This is a genomic window from Pseudovibrio ascidiaceicola, assembly GCF_900114245.1.
GTDB classification, from domain to species: Bacteria; Pseudomonadota; Alphaproteobacteria; order Rhizobiales; family Stappiaceae; genus Pseudovibrio; species Pseudovibrio ascidiaceicola.
Map to the genome: position 1 here is coordinate 70,521 of NZ_FOSK01000005.1, position 18,012 is coordinate 88,532.

Here is an 18,012-nt window from a genome sequence, read left to right on the forward strand (position 1 = left end):
CTTCCTCCTCCGTGCCGAAAACTGGCACTTCTCCCAAGATTAGGTTGGCGCGGATCCCCATCTACGCCAATTTATTTAGCGAAATCAGTCGCCTGGATGATCAGGCAGCGTTTGCTGCCTGCAGTTCTTTTTTCAGGAAATCAAAGCTTGCCTGCGTGGCGTCCACCACGTTTTCAAGGGCATGCACAACTGGAGAAAATGGCTCCAAAGACACGTGACCTGTGTACCCGTTGGCAAGCATGGTTTTGATTTGTGCGGCGTTGCCCAAACGGTCAGCTTCCCCCACCAACAGACGGTGATCGTCCAACATTTGCGCAATGGAAAGGTCTGGATCTTCCACACCGGAAATGTGCATGAGGCCTGTCTGGTCCGCGAAGAACTCTGTTTCTTCTGCAAGGTGATGGTGGAATGTGTCATGCACCAGCTTGAACACACCCTCGCCGTTCACATCGCGGATTGCTGCAACAGCATCCGCCTTGCGGCGCAAAGAGCACTGCGGAAAGCCCAGAGGCTCCACGAGACCGGTGATCCCAGCAGTCTCCAGCAGTGGTTTAAGTTCTGTCAGAGATTGGCGCAGGTTTGCCGCTAGCTCATCATCGCTCTTGCCATAATCATGGTCGTTGACCGGGCACATGACGAGAGCCCTGGAGCCACACCGCTCAGCAAAGCCGATGAGTTCGTTTGCTTCAGCAAGGCGAACATCTGACCACTCGTTAAAACGCTGAAGGGCATTGATGCTGATGATTTCGACGTTATGCTTTTCAGCAAGTGCTTTGACGTCTTCTGCTGGTGTTTTCTGCTCAAACGGATTGCCAGCAATGTCATTGCGGATTTCTACGGCATTGATCTCCATGGAGGCAGCCATGCCAAAAAACGCGTCCAGCGTCATTTGAGGTGCAAGCATATGGTTCAACGCGAAGTTGATGTTTCCCGACAAACGACTTCTCCCAATGTCCGATGTATAAACATCAATTTGATCTGCTAAAGATCATATGTAAGTACTGGTACCTGTCAATTTAGAGTCTGAAATTACATGTAAAATCGGGATGAGAGAACGAATATTCCATCATTTCAATATTTTGGAAGGTTTGCTCCCGTGAAGTCAAAATGTGAATTCCGACGTCAAGATTGATCGTTTTGATGGCTTAACAATCAAAGGTGATATATATGAGGCGTGGCAGCTGGCAGAATCCGAGTGTGTTGGACATAGCAAACAAGGCAGGAGTTTCGACCGCTACAGTTGACCGCGTCCTCAATAAACGAGGGGGCGTTTCCAAGGTCAAAGTGGGGTTGGTTCACAAGGCACTGGCAGGGCTAAAAGAGCCCGAAGAGGTTGCTTTGGAAAAAGTTTCTCCGATAACCGTGGGGTTGCTGGTGGATTCTGGAACGAGCTTCATTGAAGAGCTAATGGAACTGGTGGAACAGCGTTATGGGGATGACCCAAACGTGCGGTTCAAATGCTTTTCTTCGCACACAAAGGACTTTGAGCCGAGTGTGTTTTCAGAGCAGATGATCTCCTGGGCAAACAAGTATGACGGCATCATAATCGCCGTGCGGGAACATCCTGCCATCACCCGTGCTATTGAAGAAATCAGTGAAAACGGAACACCTGTGATCTGCTTGACGACGGACCAGCAAAGCAGCAAACACCTTGGTTACGTTGGGATGGATCAGATCGCGGCAGGCCTGTGTGCAGCCCAGTTGCTGGGTAAACTTTCTGGTGGCAAGACAGGTGAGGTCTTCCTTGCAACCAGTGCCCACTATCACTGTCAGGAAGGGCGCGAGACTGGATTTCGGCGGTTGTTACGCAAGGACTACCCCAATATTACGATCTGCGAGATCATCAACTCCAACGATGACGCCGAAACCGTCTATAAGCTGATCAAAAACCGACTGGATGAAGGCGCGACACCGCTTGGAATATATAATGTAGCAGGCGGAAATACGGGCATTGCAAAGGCAATTGGTGAGACGGGTTCGCCGATTACCTTTATCGGTCACGAGTTGAATAAGAACTCGCGCAAACTGCTTGAGAATGACCAGATGGACTTCGTGATTACACACGACATGGAAACCGAGCTGAAACGGTGCATCAAACTCATTAGACGGCAAAAAGATTTTCCTGATGGGATTCAACCTGAATACGAGGTTTTGCCACCTGTTTTGAAGACCCGCTTCAATATCTGATGTATTTATGATGCAGATATTTGGATGATATAGACTGTGATTTCATAAAATGGAATATATTTTCCATCACTCCAAGCGTGTGGATTACCGCGAGTTTGCGCAAAAATACCGTGTTTTCCGCTTGTTACGCTCGTTCTGAACCCGTTCACAGAGCGGCATCATGGCAGGGTGATCGGATAAGTTCGATCCGTAGTATCGCTATACGTAGTATTTCTGATGTTATTCACATCAAAAATGAGGTGTCCCCTCAGGCAACTTGGTTTGGTGCTGTGAATAATATGCGGACCAACCGATCTTGTTCCACGTTGGAATGAGTGAAGCTGCAAGAGTGACAGTTGTTTTGATGAATGAAACTATGGTCATTCCGGTTACTGGATGTATGACATGGTCCGCCGTCGTCATCGACCTGACAGTAACGCAGTAACAGCCCTCAATTTCCGCCAATTGCAAAGGTGGGGTCTTATTCCTTAGGCTCACTCAGTGATGATCTGACGTATGCGTCATGGACTCACTTCATTTTATTTGCTAAACGTTCAACAATTAAAATGAGTGAATGTTGGTTGATTTGGAAAAGAAGAAGACACAGGCCGAACGACGGGAGGAATCCGAACGCAAGCTCTTTGATGCGCTGGTGAGCATCATCAATGCGGAAGGTGTTCAGATGGCGACCTGTGAGAGCATCGGCCTGAAAGCGGGGTATAGCCGCGGTCTTACTATTCAAAGACTTGGCAAGAAGGACGAGATGTTCGTCAAGCTGATCGACCGCATGGTGAGCGAGACTGAGGCACACGTTACCCAGCAGATCCCACCGGAGACAAACGCGAGGGAGGCGATCCGGCGGTATATCGACATTCACTTTGATGATTTACAGAACAAGCCCAGCTATCAGGCTTATTTCGCGCTGATGGCTGGCAGCGTTACAGACTACGCTCTTTTAGGAGATGCGGTGAAACGCGCCCATGAGTTCGTAAAGCGGCTGCTTGTCTCCTATCTGGAGCGCGGCAAAGCGGAAGGCGCCTTTCCGCAGGATCTGGATTCAGCCATTCAGGCTGTTTCTATCGGAAGTTATTTGCTTGGGGTGGCGTTGCAGCAAAAGCTGCATCCAAGCCTCGATATCACCCTGCTGAAACCAGCAGCGTATTCATTGATACCATCATTGCCTGAAAAACAATAAGCGCCGGAAGCAGCGCACTATGAAGGGAACAGGCATCGCATTTTAAAACGCACAGCGCATCAATCGCGCTGTTCAACCTATGACTTGGGAGGGGAATATGGTTGGAACACATACTGGGGTACCGGCAGGTGCCATGAATTTTGATATGCTTGTGAACCATCTGCAGAAGGTGGACACTGGCATTCCATTGTTTAAAGACCTTGGTGGTCGCGCTTTCAGCAATCCGCAGTTTGCAAAGCGCACCCGTCAATTTGCAAAGGGCCTGCAAGACCTAGGTCTTGAGCCGGGTGCACGGGTTGCCATTCTCAGCCTCAATTCCACCGAGTATGTGGAAGCGATGATCGGCACCATGATTGCGGGCATGATCTCCGTTCCGCTCAACATCCGCTGGTCTGCTGAAGAGATGCTTTACGCCATCGGCCACTCCAGCATGGAGGCCATCGTTTATGATGATACGTTCTCGCCTATGGTGGCGGCCATCAAAGAGCGTGCTGAAAGCCTGAAGCATTTCATTCATGTGGGTGAGAAGGAGCAACCGGAAGGCACCACAGCCTATGCGGATTGCCTGAGTGAGCCGATTGCGCTGGAGCTGGGCCGTGATGTAGAGACCGAGTGCTTCATGAGCTACACCGGCGGCACCACCGGGTTCCCGAAAGGGGTGGTGCACACTCACAGTTCTATGCTCGCCAGTGCCAATCTTGTTGCTGCCAATGGCGTTCCTTACCATGACCGTCCTGCGCTTCTGGTCATGCCGCTGTTTCACCTTTCTGGTTATGGCCTGCTGCTGGCGCGCCTCATCCAGAACAAGCCGTCTCTGGTTGTACCCATGTTCCGTCCGGATATTGTGGTGGCGGCGGTTAAGAACTTCGACGTTTCGTCCTTCCTCATGGCGCCAGCCATGTTCCAGATGCTGATGCATGCTCCGGAGTTTAACTCTGAAGACTTTTTGCGTGTGTCACAGCTTTATTACGGTGCCTCGCCTATTTCTGAGGCCCTGCTGAAGCTGATTCAGGAGAATTTCCCAAAGACCGATCTCATGCAGGTTTACGGCATGACAGAGGCTGGGGCGGCGACGTTCCTTGCAAAGCAATTTCACGAAGGCGAACTCATGCGCTTTGGTGCCGCGGGGCAGGCCGCCTCCCCGCTCATCCAACTTCGCATCGAAGATGAGGACGGCAATGAGCTGCCAGCCAACACAATTGGTGAGGTGGTGCTGTATTCTCCAGCCGTCATGAAACGCTATTACAATGCTCCTGACCAGACCGCAGCCGTGATGCGCAATGGTGGCTATCGCACAGGCGACGTCGGCATGGTGGATGACATGGGCATCCTCTCGCTGAAAGACCGGCTCAAGGACATGATCATTACAGGTGCAGAGAACGTTTACACCGCTGAGGTGGAAAGCGCGATCTCCATGCACCCGGATGTCTCCATGGTGGCCGTGATCGGCATTCCTGATGAAACCTATGGTGAGGCCGTGCATGCGGTGATCGTGCCGAAGGAAGGCAAAACCCCGACCTTTGAGGAAATCCGAGCCCACACAAAAGAGCGCATTGCTGGCTACAAGTGTCCGCGCTCCATGTCGCTGGTAGAAGAGCTGCCGCTCTCTGCCATGAACAAAGTTTTGAAGAACAAACTCCGCGAGCCGTTCTGGGAAAATCAGAACCGCGAGATTGCTTGAGTTCAGCCGGGGCGACACGGTTGCCCCGGTGCTTAACCCCTTATTTGTCCATAAGACACGGTAGAAACACATGGCGACGACAGCATACGTTTATGATGCGATCCGCACTCCGCGTTCCAAAGGAAAGCCGGATGGATCCCTCAATGAAGTCAAACCAATCAATCTGGTGACGACCCTTCTCTCTGAAATGCAGGGCCGGCATGACTTAGACACCTCCCGCGTGGATGATGTCGTCATGGGCTGCGTGACACCAGTTCGTGAACAAGGTGCGGTTCTGCCAAAGATCGCCCTGCAAAAAGCGGGCTGGGATCAGTCCGTGGCCGGCGCACAGGTCAACCGGTTCTGTGCGTCTGGTCTGGACACCTTCAACTCTGCCGCTGCGCGTATTGCGTCCGGCTGGGAAGACATGATCTGCGCTGGCGGCTATGAAAGCATGAGCCGCGTTCCTATGGGCACTGATGGCGGACCGTTCAGCGAAGATCCGGAAACCGTGCTCGCCACTGGCTTCGTACCGCAAGGCATTGGTGCTGACCTGATTGCCACTATTGAGGGCTGGAGCCGGGATGATGTGGATGCAGCAGCTGTTGCCAGTCAGCAGCGGGCAGCGCACGCACGCGATAACGGCTGGTTCGACAAGTCCGTTGTTCCGGTCAAAGACGAGAACGGCATTATCGTTTTAGAAAAAGACGACTTCATCAAGCCCAATACGGACATGCAGACCCTCGGCTCGCTGCGTGCGAGCTTTGAGAAGCATGGGGCTATGGGCTTTGATGCAGTGGCACTCGCCCGTTACCCGGAAGTAGAGAAAATCAACCACGTCCACACCCCGGGCAACTCCTCCGGCATCGTGGATGGTGCTTCTCTGATCCTGCTCGGCAGTGAACAGGCTGGCAAGGACATGGGCCTAAACCCACGCGCTCGCGTGCTTTCAGTCGCTGTCACGGCATCTGACCCAACCATCATGCTCACCGGACCGGGACCTGCTTCCAAGAAGGCACTCGCCAAGGCTGGCCTGACCATTGATGACATCGATCTGGTTGAGATCAATGAAGCCTTCGCTTCCGTCATGATGCGTCTGCAGAAGGACCTCAACGTGCCGGACGAGAAGCTGAACGTGGTTGGCGGTGCAATCGCCATGGGTCATCCACTGGGCGCAACAGGCGGCATGCTGGTGTCTACCATGATTGATGAGCTGGAGCGCCGGAACCAAAAGCGTGCCTTGATCACCATGTGTGTTGGCGGCGGCATGGGCATCGCGTCCATCATCGAGCGCGTATAACGGGGAAGACCATGTCTGAATACACTTACGAAAAAGACGCCAGCGGCATTGTTACAATCACGTTTGACGCAGCTGGCAAATCCGCAAACACCATGACCCGTGCCTGGTTTGAAGGCATGAAAGAGTTGATGGCCAAGCTGTCCGCTGAAGAGGGCCTTTCCGGTGTTATTATCGCCTCTGCCAAGAAGACCTTCTTTGCCGGAGGTGATCTGGAAGAGATGCTCCACGGCAGTATGGATCCGGAAGACATCTTCGCCTACGTGGAAGAGATGAAAGCCCCGTTGCGCCAGCTGGAAAAGCTGCCAGTGCCTGTGGTTGCGGCCATCAATGGAGCAGCGCTCGGCGGCGGGTTTGAGATCTGTCTTGCCTGTAATCACCGCATTTTGCTTAACTCTCCAAAGGCTGTTGTTGGCCTGCCAGAGGCGACACTCGGCCTGTTGCCCGGCGCTGGTGGCGTTGTCCGCCTCACCGCAAAGCTGGGTCTGGAAGCAGCCCTGCCACTGCTGGCAGAAGGCAAGCAGCTGCGTCAGGAAAAGGCGTTGAAAGCCGGTCTGGTTGAAGAGCTGGTTGATACGCCGGAAGAGCTGATCCCAGCTGCAAAGGCATGGATCAAAGCCAACCCTGAGGCCGCTGTTCAGCCGTGGGATCAAAAAGGCTTCCGCTATCCAGGTGGCAATGCGGAAAGCGCCAATGTGCGCATGGTAGCCGCGATGGCGCCAACCATGCTCTACAACAAAACGCGTGGCCTGATGCCAGCACCTGAAAAGGTGATGGACATCGCCGTCAATTCCATGCGCATGGGCTTTGACAGCGCGCTGCGCAATGAAAGCCGTGGCTTTGCGACGCTGTTGCGCTCTACTGAGGCTCGCGCGGCGATCACCACCTTCTTCTTCGGCATGCAGGCCATCAAGTCCGGCAAGGTTCGCCCGCAAGGTGATGCCTGGAAAGCAGGCAGCTCTGCTATTCTTGGCGCAGGTATGATGGGCTCGGGCATTGCATGGGCACATGCAAGCCGTGGTCTGCCAACCACACTCAAGGACATGAGCCTTGAGAATGCGGAAAAAGGGAAGGCCTATTCAGCAGGACTGGCAGATAAAGCCATCAAAAGAGGCCGCATGGATGAGGCGAAGAAGGAAGCTCTTCTTGGCTGCATCACTCCAACAGATAGCGATGAGACCTTTGCAGGCACCGATATCATCATCGAGGCGGTGTTTGAGGATATCTCCTTGAAAGAGAAGGTTATCCCTGAAACCTACAAGCAGCTTTCTGATAACGGTATATACGGCTCGAACACATCAACCCTGCCGATCTCCATTCTGGCGGAAAGCTGTCCCGATCCGACCCGTTTCATTGGCCTGCACTTCTTCTCTCCAGTCGATAAAATGAAGATCGTGGAGATCATTGTTGGTGACAAAACCAGCACCGATACCCTGCGCAAGGCCTATGACTATGTGCAGCAGATCGGCTACCTGCCAATTGTGGTGAATGACAAGCGTGGCTTCTTCACCAGCCGTGTGTTCGGCACCTATCTGGATGAAGGTCTGGCTCTGATGCGTGATGGCATGAGCCCGGTTGCTATTGAGCGAGCTGCGTGGAAAATCGGCATGCCGGTTGGTCCGCTGGCCGTACATGATGAAGTCTCCATGGTGCTCACCAAGAAGATCCACGAGACCCACATCGCGCTTGATAAACGCCTCGGTGTTGAAGATGGTTTCCCGGCAGATGACAGCTCCAACGTGAAGGTTGGTCAGGCGATGGTGAACATGGGCCGTGGTGGTCGTCATTATGGCGGTGGCTTCTACGAGTATGCTGGTGATGGCTCTAAGAAACTCTGGGATGGTCTTTCCCAGTTCAAGGAGCAGGACTTGAGCATCTCCATGCAAGATGCAGAAGATCGCATGATGTATCGTCAGGCCATCGAAACCCTGCGCTGTCTGGATGAAGGCGTGTTGCGTACTGAGGTGGAAGCAAATATCGGTTCCATCTTCGCCATCGGCTTCCCAGCACACACAGGCGGTGCCTTACAGTTCATCCACGGCATCGGCCTTGAAGCCTTCAAAAAACGCGCTGATGAGCTGGCAGCTGCATATGGCCCACGCTTTAAAGTCACCGATGCAGCTCTTGATAAACTGCGCAGCGAAAAACTCGCTGCTGCCTAGGCCTAAACCGACTTAGCAACAAGCCCGCGAAGCTATCGTTTCGCGGGCTTTTTTGTGCGCGGTTGCCTGCCTTTACACCGCACTTCACATCCGCACTGATAAAAATACGACATACTCTTCAGGTTAACTTCAGGCTTGCAGGGAAGAAGGGCGTTGGAGGTGGAGAGAGTGTTTAAGTGGTGCTGAGCTGCCGGGAGTTTCCTTCAATGCGTTCCCGCTGTTTCTGCACGCAAGGCCCTCTTATCTCACCATAAGAAAAAGCGAAGTAACCTGATTATGAGGCAGCTGATGATTGACAGAGCCGTCACACCAGCCCGTGTTGCCATTGTTATTTTCATTATAGTTTTTGCTGTCACCCTCGCCCGTTTTTATGGGGCCGCTATGCTGGGGCTGGGTGTTGATGAAAGCTATATGGTTGTCATGGCCCGGCATCCGTCTCTCAGCTACTTCGACCACCCGCCGCTGACCTTCTGGATAGTCCATGCAACGGCTTGGCTGACAGGATCTGAGGCAGGTTTTGTGCTCCGCACGCCCTTCATCGCTATGTCTGTTATCTCGACCCTGTTGCTGTACCAGTTGACCGCCCGCTTTTATGGCGCGAAGGCTGGTGTCTGGGCGATTGCTTGGTTCTCCATCTCTCCATTTTTCATGCTGTCCGCAGGTAGCTGGGTCGTACCGGATGGACCGATGATGCTCTTCTTGTTGATCGCGGCCAGCCTGCTAACACCGCTTTTGAACCCCAACACACGCCACATAAGCGATGCCCGCTGGAGCGCTGTTGGACTGGCGTTTGGTTTGGCTCTGCTCTCCAAGTACATGGCAGTTTTGACTGGAGTGGGTGCCTTGCTGTTCCTGCTCACGGACAGGGAACTCCGCCCTCTCCTCCGTACCCGTGGCCCTTACATCGCCAGTGCCGTTGCTCTTCTGGTCTTCAGCCCTGTCATCTGGTGGAATGCCACGAACGGTTGGCAGTCATTCGGGTTCCAGCTGTCCCGCTCTGTGACCTCCGCCGGTTTTGATCTTCCCGTCCACCTCCTCAATACCGGGCGCATGCTTCTGGGACAGCTGGCCTATCTGCAGCCCGTGACACTGATCGTGGGCCTGTGGCTTGTGGTACGGTTCTTCCGTACTGGTGAGAAAACAGTGTCTGGCCGGTACTTCCTGTGCCTTGCAATTGTGCCGATCATCGTGTTCAACGTAGTGGTTCTGCTTTCCCGAAACACGCTGCCCCATTGGCCCATGGCCGGATACCTGTTCCTCTTCCCGCTTTTGGGTAGTTGGTTTGCCAAGCTGAAGTCGTCGAGCGTTGTCCTTGCCAAACACGCGTTCGCAGCCTCAGCCGCGCTTATCCTGATCGTCGTGGTGCTGGGAGGGCTGCATTTTAAAACGGGGCTGCTGACACGACCACTCGGCTTTCCTCCACCGCGTTGGGACGAGACCATTCGTGCCATGGATTGGTTCGATGCAAAGGACGCTTTGATCACTCGCGGTCTGCTGCAGAACGGCGAGCCAACCCCACTATACACCCTCAACTGGATCGATGGCGCCAAGATATCCTATGCCCTGAACGGTCTGGCGGATGTGCGCGCGCTGGGTAGTGATCCCCGCCACTTCGGGCTCCTGCCGAAGCTGACCCCGGAGAGCAAAGTTCTCATTGCAGGCCTACTGCCCTACGATGACTGGGAGACGCGACTGAACCGTGTTCGCGCGTCCCTTGCCGGATCATTCTGCGAGATCACCCAGCACAAGCCGATCACGATCAACCGAGGCGGCGTCCCCTATCGGGCACTCTTCCTACTCTCTGCCTCTTCTTGCTGAGATGGTGGGCTCTCTTCAGGTTTCTCTGGCTTATAATCCTTGTTGGTGAGGGCCTGATAGAACGGCTTGCTCCGAAGCATCTTTCGGTTCTCTTCGAGCTGGTCTTCGTCGTCCACGCCAACACCACGAGAGCCTTCTTCATTGCGGAAGGTTGCAAAGCTCAAACCTTCGAGGCCAGCATCGGAATCCGGGTTCTTGCCCGGTTGAATTCCAGCGGCTGCTAATTCCTGTTCCAGCAGTTTCAGGAAAAAGCCGAAGTCTTCAGCGCCATCAGGATAGCTTGTGTCCTTGGCATACGGATAAAGCGTGATCTGCGCACCTTGGGTGACCCGATCAAAGTACGCTTTTTGCTCTGCCAGCTTGGCTTTGGCCTCAGGCGTATCAGCGGAATACTGCTTCTCATCATCTTTAAATGCCTCCACCGCTCCGTCCATGTTGGTGACTTTAAACGAAAGGAAGGGATTATCTGGCGAGAGCAAAAGCGGTGTCAGGATGTTTCCGGCTTGTGCCAGTTGATCCATCTGGACACTCAAATGGATCTTGTTTCCGGCTTTCTCGTATTCGCCGCTATCAAGAACAGACTTGCCATCCTCGCCCAGAGGCTCGAACTGGGTAAAAATTCCATCACGGTCAGCATTGTTAATCCGGTGATCGGGGTTTTTGAGTAACGCTCTTTGAGCCGTTATCTTCTCCCTGCTCCGTGCGTACTCTTCTTTATCTGTGTACGGGATCTTGCGCTGCTCCTCATACAATCTATTCAGTTCAGTGAGTATTTCCTGAGCCCCTGCCACTGAGTTATCGCCGGTATAAGCCTGCACCGTGATTTCCTTGCGCGGCTTTTGAGTTTCCTTTGACGGTATTTCCTTGAGCGTCAGCTCCAGCATTTCCAGATAGCCTTGTATTGTCAGAAAGGTATCCCGGCTGGCTTTGATTTCGCCGGCTTTCAGCTGAGCCTCTGCTTTATCGACATTGGTTTGAACGAGCCCCGCCAACCGTGGAGCCTCTCTTTGCCGATTTTCGGAAAAGCCTTCCAGATCGAAACTGTTGAGGAACTTTAAACGTGCTCTGATATCTGCCAGTTCTTGTTTTCGCTGCACCAGCACACAAGCGGAGGCGACACCACGGGCGTAGGTCTTTTCGATTTCCTTCATGGTAAGGCTGACATTGTCGAGAGTATCTTCTACTGCATCGACATTCTGCTGCTTGTTCAGGTCATTGGCCTGTTCCAGAAGTTGTGCGGTGGATTTGACGTAGTTATCGAAGATTTCCAGATCACGCACGTCCTTGAAGATGTTCCGACGCTTTTTATAGACCTCGAACTTGGTACTTGCTTTCTTGATTTGTGGCGTGAGATCCGGAATCTGAGGCTCTGGGGGAGCGGTCTCATCCGCGTTTACATCTGGTTCCAGTGACACGCCGTTGCCAGAAGGCCCATCAGTATGATCCGTGTTTCCGCCGTTTGGATGGCCTTGTGTGTTCGGGTCCTCCTGCTTGATGTGCAGGATATCTGACATGGAGTGGATCCACGCTTCTGATTGCGGGTCGCTGGTCGTTTTCTCTGCGTCACTCTTTTTTTTCTGAGGCATCCATAGGCTCCGCTTCACATCTGGAACACTGCTATTTTGGAGTATTCCGCAGGTTTCCCCTATATCAGCGTGATTTCAGGGCGAATGCGACGTCAACAGAACAGATAAAATCTCAGGCTAGTTGCCCGCCATCAGGAGTGACTTGCACAAACCTGTTATACTCCAAACTCTTACGGGCGAAGCCACGTAGGGTAGGGTGAGGATTGCTGTGAAACTGGTTCTAAACATTTATGCGTAATTGGATCTTATGAAGTTCCACTTGGAAACCTAATGTGCCGGTGAGCAGTAACCATCGCTCATATCTGTGTGATGTGAGGGGATGTGCTCCTGAACCTGTTTGATTTGAGGTGCCCTGCGTATGTCTCGCACTCTGACATTTGTCGTTTATTTATCTGCCGTGCTTTTGCAAGCCGGAGCCTATGGACTGACCTTTATGCTCCCACGGCTGTTTGCCGGGTTTGGGGCGGATGAAAAAGCCGTCGGCCTCGTGTTGTTGGTGGCAACCGTTTCCACGCTGATTGCTGTCTTCTTCTCCGGTCACCTTTCCGACTGGTTTGGCCGTGTGGTCACGCTTGCTCTGGCATGTCTGGCCATAGCGGGTGCCCTTGCACTGTTTGCACTGGCTGATGGAGTGAACGCCACAGTGATAATCGCCAGTTTGCTGTTAGGTGCAGGATGGGGCCTCACCTATGCGCTGGCACCTGTGGTGTTGACCCGGCTTGTGACGGCAGACGAACGCATCCGCTACTTTGCGCTCCATTCTGTGGTGTTAATGGCAGGCTTCGGCCTCTCCCCCGTGATGGCCTCGCAGATTGAAGCCGCGGGCGGGACTATTGCAGATGCGTTTTTGATCACCGCCGGGCTCTGCGTTCTCAGCGCGCTCTTGTTTGCAGTGTTGGTCAGGCCTGTACAACGACACGCCATCAACCCAGGACCAGAGGCGAAATCGCGACTGAGCATCCGTTATGTTGGTGTGATCCTGCAAGGCAGAGCGCTCCTGCCGATCATCATGGTGTGCCTTGGGGCCAGCGTGTTTGCGGGCATGAACAACTTCCAGACCGTGTTTGCCGATGCTCGGGGGCTGGACTACGCCTACTTCTTCCTTGCCTACACCATTACCGTGGTGATTTGCCGTGTGGCGCTGGCAAAGTTCAAGGGCGGTGTGCAGCCGTACCTCACCATCGCAGCACTGCAATACGTGATGGCTGGCAGTGTGCTGCTCTTTGCGCTGTCAGGCGCAAATGTGCCAGCCTACATCGTCGTGGCGATCCTGTTTGGCATTGGCTACGGGGCGTCCTATCCCGTGCTGGCAGCAATGACGGCGAATGATGCGCAGGAGGATCTGGTGCCGCAAACCCTGCAGCTGTTCGCGTTGACCTACTTCATCGGCATCTTCGGCTTTCCGCTCATCGCAGGCTGGATGATTGTGGAACTGGGCACTGGCCCCCTGCTCTACCTCATCTTTGGCCTCGCCGCTCTGGAGGCCACCATGGCCCTGCGCCGTGCGCAAAGCGATCACACATCCCTTGCTCTTGCGCCCGATAAGTTGACTTAACCAGATTGACCGCATGAAATAAAAACAGCTCGCGCTGGAGGCTTGGCGAGCTGTTTTGAAGCAAATGACTTAGAGTATAGCTCAATCTAAGGTTCATCTCTGCTTGATATAGATTTCAAGTATAAATACAATAAGTTACGAAATATCCATTCTAATATTCTCTTCCCCCCATAACAGTTAAAACACAGCAGAACCTCATTTCGGCTTACCCAAACCGCTTGCTCAATGACCCGTCAGCTGAGATGAATAATCTCAACAAGGGGCCACAAAAAACACAGTGTTTGTTTTGAAATGCGATCAGCTTGCCACTTAGGTTAAAAGGAACGCGACCCACCAACCATTCCCCAAATGGGGGCTTGCAGAAGAAAAAGAGCACGCCTCCGAAAGATACTCAACGTGTTCTGGTTGTTCGATTAATAAGACTGCTCTGCTCGCGTTACTCTGCATAAGCTAGGCACCACCTAAATCCTGTTTGATATTTATTGTCACTACGCTACGGTAACTCTATCGAATATTTAGAGAATCATTGCTATTTACATATTTAGAGGCATGGAAAAGAATTTTGAACTCTTTCTCACTCAGTTGTATGAGGCTGTAGAGCACCCCGATCTGTTTGAGCGCGCCCTCACCACGGCTAGCGACATGCTGGGAACGTCTGGCGTTCACCTTTACACGTATGATGCAGCAAAACCCGAGGAGCGCCTCAACTATGTGGCGCGTATCGATACCGCATTCGAGCTTGAATACACCACAGACTACTTCCCCCATGATTACCGAATAGAGCGGGTTCACAAATCTCCCTATGGACAGGTGATAACTGATGCAGAGATGACGACGGAGCATGGTTTGAAAACCAACCCGGTCCACCAGCTGCTTCCCAGATATGAGGTCTATGACCTTATGGGAACGAACCTGACCAAGGGCGATAACTTCGGCTGGTTTGGTGTATCTTCCCTCAGGGCCGGAGATGGCTTCACACCTTTGCAAAGAAAGGTGTTTGAGCGGATGATACCGCATGCCAGCCGGGCTCTGCATTATCGGCAAAGGGTCAAGAGCCTTGAGATGAAGCTGTCGTTGCAAGACCGCGTTGCAGCGGAGCTTCCATTTGGCCTCATCATCTTTTCACAGCATACCATCAGTTCCATCAATCCAGAGGCCCTTGAGATTTTGGAGCACGGGTTTTTGAAACTGAAGAAAGCAGGCCTTGCCTGTACTGACCGTAAGCACAACAGAAAACTGGCAGAAGCGCATGTTAGCGCCCTTCACGGTGGCCTGCCACTTTTGAAGCTGACGGATGAACGATCCGGCATAACCTATCTGATCCAGATGTTTAACCCAAAACCACAGGCGGCAGGCGGAGCTGTTGAGGCCGCGCAATACCTGGCGGTGAAGATCATGATGACAGGTGCCTCGGAGCAGGCAGAACGTGCTGTGCTGGAGAATATGGCAGATGTCTTCCGGCTCTCAAAAGCTGAGACAAACGTGATCTGCGCCGTCCTCTCCAACCAGTCCCTGCAAGCCTATTCCACAAGCCGCTCCGTCCGGCTCGACACCGTCCGCAAACAACTCAGAAGCGCTCTTTACAAAATGAACATCAACTCCCAAAAACAACTCTTCCAGCTCTATGAAGTGTTTCGATCCTTCTCGCGGTGAGCTGTGCGAACTGCTTGATGCGTCTTGCATTGCGCCAGCCCAATTTGGGTTTATCTTCAACTCGTTTAGTACACGAAGGGAGCAGCTGAGCGTGTAGGCACTACAAGTATTTCATGTTACTTATAGCGGGCCTTAAATCCAGAGTTGTAGATGTCATTTGATAAATTAAGTTTCCAAGCGTCCTGGAGAGAGTATCAAGAGCGCGTTCTCGCTGAGTTAGATACCCATCTGGATGATGACCACTTGCATATTGTTGCAGCTCCAGGATCAGGGAAGACTATCCTTGGATTGGAGGTCATAAGGCGAGTAGATCAACCCGCAGTAATTCTTGCTCCTACGATTACGATCCGCAATCAATGGATAGAACGCCTCACGTCCTTGTTTTTACCAGAGGGTGAAGAGCGACCTGATTGGATATCAAAGGATATCAGAAACCCAAGGTTTCTCACTGTGATCACCTATCAAGCTCTTCATGCCGCATTCTCGAATGAGGACATCGATGAGGAGCTTCAAGACGCAGAAGATGAAGCAGAAGACCAGCCAAAGGTAATCCGGTCTAAATCGGTTGATGTAATTGCACTGCTTGCTGAGCAAAATGTGAATGTGCTCGTGCTGGACGAAGCGCATCATTTACGGAATGAATGGTGGAAGGCACTCATCAAGCTGAAAGCTGGCTTAGTGAAGCCCAAAACTGTCGCATTGACAGCTTCTCCTCCATATGATGTCGACTTTAAAGAGTGGCAGAAGTACGAAGAGCTGTGCGGCCCAATAGATGCTGAAATTTCGGTGCCTGAGTTGGTGCAACGCGGTGATTTATGTCCGCATCAAGATTATGTTCATTTTTCTCTTCCGACAAAGGATGAGCACCAGAAACTATGGGAGTTCAAAAAGAACACCGCAGGGTTTCTTAAGGAACTTTCGGAGAATAAGCGCTTTTTGGATGCCCTTTCTGCGCATCCTTGGGTTCGTGATACGCAGAGCCACGTTAAAGACATTCTTGATGATCCGCAGTTCTTCTCCTCGATAATTATATTTCTCAATTCGCTTGGCTTTGCTCCGCCTGATTACGCTCTAAACATTTTAGGTGTCAGGGCGGCTGAGGTTCCGGGTGTTGATCCCAAGTGGCTTGAAGTATTGCTGAGTGGGGTTCTTTACTCCTATGTTGATGACTTCTCCGAATTTGATGACACTCTGGTTGCTGTTCGCCGCGAACTTAAGCGAATAGGAGCTATTGAGCGGCGCAGAATAAACCTTGAAGACACCAAGGAAATCAAAAAAATACTAGCCAGTAGCACTGGCAAGCTGAAGAGCATAGCTACGATCACTCGAATGGAAGCCAGGCAACTTGGTGATGATCTACGCATGGTGGTTCTTGCGGACTATATTCGAGAGGCCGAATTGCCTTCTGGTACGGATGACATAGGCCCGCTTAATAAAATCGGTGTGGCCCCAATTTTTGAGCATCTCCGCCGCGAAAGTATCGCCGGCGTCAAACTTGGTGTGCTGACCGGATCTCTGATTATTCTTCCCAAAGATGCTCTTGGCATCTTTGATCAAGTGGTTAGAGATAATCACATCGATAATAGCCATATTCGGTTTTCAGACCTGGCTCATGACAAGAATTTCGTCCGTGTTCATATCAAGGGAGAGCAAAAGCAAAGCATCGTTCACTTGATAACTGAGGTGTTCAATGCTGGCGGAATTACTGCCTTGGTTGGAACGCAGGCATTGCTTGGAGAAGGTTGGGATGCACCCTCCGTAAATACCCTCATTCTAGCCAGTTATGTTGGTTCTTACATGCTTTCCAATCAAATGCGTGGCAGGGCTATTCGTATTGATCCGAGTAAACCTAATAAAACAGCCAATATCTGGCATCTCGCATCAGTTGATATTGAGCGGTTAGATGAAAAGCTGAAATCAGTTTTTACAAAAGAGATATTAAGGCCAGAAGTCTTTGACCCGTTTGATGACATTCAACAGAATGTTGGAGATGATGTGAGGATGCTGCAAAGGCGGTTTCTTGCTTTTGAAGGCGTTTCTTATGAAGCGCCCTTCACAATAGAAAACGGTTCCAAGCGGCTTGCTCTTGCTGGCACGAAATGGACGAATGCTGGTGTAGAGAGCCTTAATCAAAGCATGTTAGCGCGGGCTAAAGAGAGGAACGCTCTGAGCCACACATGGAGCAACGGATTGCATGGTTCCAGCCCGAAACCGGAAATGCGTGAAAACGTTGGTTCAAACTACGCGCCCCAAGGTTTCGTGTTTTTTGAAACCATCCAATACTTAATTATGACAGGTCTTATAACCGCCGCTCTTGCCATTGCGCAGATATTGTCTGGTGTTCGTGGTGTTGAGACATTGGCAATTTGGATTCTGGTCGGTGCTGGTGTAGCTGCGGTTATGATCGCACCAAAAGCTTTCAAGATTTTTCGATTATATCTGCGAAACAGTTCTTTAGAGAAATCTATAACGCAAGTTGGATGGAGCGTCTTAGAAACCCTTCAGTTCATGGAGCACATAAAAACAAGCACTCAAAACCTTCGTATTCAGTCCACGCAAAACAAAATGGGCGTCGTTTATTGTCGGTTGGATGGGGCTACGCCTGCGGAGAGACGTCTCTTTTTGGAGGCAATGGGAGAAGTTTTAGGCCCCTCTGAAAATCCGCGATATTTGCTTGTGCGTTCTTCCAGGCTCGGCGGTATATCTCGCGTGGATTATCACCCAGTTCCAAATTCGATCGGTCAAAAAAAGAAGAATGCCGAGTTCTTTGCTAAACGCTGGGAGCGATATATCGGGCCTTCACAACTTATCTACACACGTAGCCCTGAGGGGCGACTATCACTTTTGCAAGCACGAACGCAGTCCTTTGCTTCAGTCTTTCAGAAAAAGACTGATCGTCTGAGTGTGTGGGAGTAGTACT

Annotated in this window: 11 protein-coding genes; 9 read left to right on the top strand and 2 right to left on the bottom strand. The window is 51.9% G+C overall.

From position 1 onward, the window contains the following. Positions 1 to 100 precede the first annotated feature (100 nt). Positions 101 to 904, bottom strand: a complete 804-nt coding sequence (locus BM231_RS10790; protein WP_093519705.1) for a TIM barrel protein — start codon at positions 902 to 904, stop codon at positions 101 to 103. Between the two features lie 263 nt (positions 905 to 1,167). Here BM231_RS10790 and BM231_RS10795 point away from each other — a divergent pair, with 263 nt between their 5' ends. From BM231_RS10795 to BM231_RS10820, 6 genes are all read left to right on the top strand, one after another. Then, complete coding sequence (locus BM231_RS10795) at positions 1,168 to 2,187, top strand: LacI family DNA-binding transcriptional regulator (protein ID WP_208860274.1); 1,020 nt, start codon at positions 1,168 to 1,170, stop codon at positions 2,185 to 2,187. 553 nt (positions 2,188 to 2,740) lie between these two features. Next, on the top strand, positions 2,741 to 3,361 hold the full coding sequence (locus tag BM231_RS10800; RefSeq protein ID WP_208860275.1) for a TetR/AcrR family transcriptional regulator: 621 nt from the start codon (positions 2,741 to 2,743) through the stop codon (positions 3,359 to 3,361). 97 nt (positions 3,362 to 3,458) lie between these two features. Continuing rightward, positions 3,459 to 5,042, top strand: coding sequence for an AMP-binding protein (locus BM231_RS10805; protein ID WP_093519259.1), 1,584 nt, complete (start codon positions 3,459 to 3,461; stop codon positions 5,040 to 5,042). A gap of 70 nt (positions 5,043 to 5,112) precedes the next feature. Continuing rightward, complete coding sequence (locus BM231_RS10810) at positions 5,113 to 6,321, top strand: acetyl-CoA C-acetyltransferase (RefSeq protein WP_093519261.1); 1,209 nt, start codon at positions 5,113 to 5,115, stop codon at positions 6,319 to 6,321. Between the two features lie 11 nt (positions 6,322 to 6,332). Further along, complete coding sequence (locus BM231_RS10815) at positions 6,333 to 8,480, top strand: 3-hydroxyacyl-CoA dehydrogenase NAD-binding domain-containing protein (protein ID WP_093519263.1); 2,148 nt, start codon at positions 6,333 to 6,335, stop codon at positions 8,478 to 8,480. Between the two features lie 288 nt (positions 8,481 to 8,768). Beyond that, positions 8,769 to 10,298 (top strand): glycosyltransferase family 39 protein, encoded by a 1,530-nt coding sequence (locus tag BM231_RS10820; RefSeq protein ID WP_159437960.1) that lies wholly within the window; start codon positions 8,769 to 8,771, stop codon positions 10,296 to 10,298. On the opposite strand, the gene BM231_RS10825 is transcribed toward BM231_RS10820, so the two are convergent. Next, positions 10,259 to 11,884, bottom strand: a complete 1,626-nt coding sequence (locus BM231_RS10825; RefSeq protein WP_093519267.1) for a virulence protein — start codon at positions 11,882 to 11,884, stop codon at positions 10,259 to 10,261. The two genes, BM231_RS10820 and BM231_RS10825, sit on opposite strands and share 40 nt — an antisense overlap. Before the next feature lie 358 nt (positions 11,885 to 12,242). Here BM231_RS10825 and BM231_RS10830 point away from each other — a divergent pair, with 358 nt between their 5' ends. From BM231_RS10830 to BM231_RS10840, 3 genes are all read left to right on the top strand, one after another. After that, positions 12,243 to 13,439, top strand: coding sequence for an MFS transporter (locus BM231_RS10830; RefSeq protein ID WP_093519269.1), 1,197 nt, complete (start codon positions 12,243 to 12,245; stop codon positions 13,437 to 13,439). 549 nt (positions 13,440 to 13,988) lie between these two features. Then, positions 13,989 to 15,092, top strand: coding sequence for a helix-turn-helix transcriptional regulator (locus tag BM231_RS10835; protein ID WP_093519271.1), 1,104 nt, complete (start codon positions 13,989 to 13,991; stop codon positions 15,090 to 15,092). Between the two features lie 150 nt (positions 15,093 to 15,242). After that, on the top strand, positions 15,243 to 18,008 hold the full coding sequence (locus BM231_RS10840; protein ID WP_093519273.1) for a DEAD/DEAH box helicase: 2,766 nt from the start codon (positions 15,243 to 15,245) through the stop codon (positions 18,006 to 18,008). The last annotated feature ends 4 nt before the right edge of the window (positions 18,009 to 18,012 follow it).

Coding starts and splice junctions, on each gene's coding strand:
- BM231_RS10790 (WP_093519705.1), bottom strand. CDS start 904: ATGCTTGCACCTCAAATGACGCTGGACGCGTTTTTTGGCATGGCTGCC.
- BM231_RS10795 (WP_208860274.1), top strand. CDS start 1,168: ATGAGGCGTGGCAGCTGGCAGAATCCGAGTGTGTTGGACATAGCAAAC.
- BM231_RS10800 (WP_208860275.1), top strand. CDS start 2,741: ATGTTGGTTGATTTGGAAAAGAAGAAGACACAGGCCGAACGACGGGAG.
- BM231_RS10805 (WP_093519259.1), top strand. CDS start 3,459: ATGGTTGGAACACATACTGGGGTACCGGCAGGTGCCATGAATTTTGAT.
- BM231_RS10810 (WP_093519261.1), top strand. CDS start 5,113: ATGGCGACGACAGCATACGTTTATGATGCGATCCGCACTCCGCGTTCC.
- BM231_RS10815 (WP_093519263.1), top strand. CDS start 6,333: ATGTCTGAATACACTTACGAAAAAGACGCCAGCGGCATTGTTACAATC.
- BM231_RS10820 (WP_159437960.1), top strand. CDS start 8,769: ATGATTGACAGAGCCGTCACACCAGCCCGTGTTGCCATTGTTATTTTC.
- BM231_RS10825 (WP_093519267.1), bottom strand. CDS start 11,884: ATGCCTCAGAAAAAAAAGAGTGACGCAGAGAAAACGACCAGCGACCCG.
- BM231_RS10830 (WP_093519269.1), top strand. CDS start 12,243: ATGTCTCGCACTCTGACATTTGTCGTTTATTTATCTGCCGTGCTTTTG.
- BM231_RS10835 (WP_093519271.1), top strand. CDS start 13,989: ATGGAAAAGAATTTTGAACTCTTTCTCACTCAGTTGTATGAGGCTGTA.
- BM231_RS10840 (WP_093519273.1), top strand. CDS start 15,243: ATGTCATTTGATAAATTAAGTTTCCAAGCGTCCTGGAGAGAGTATCAA.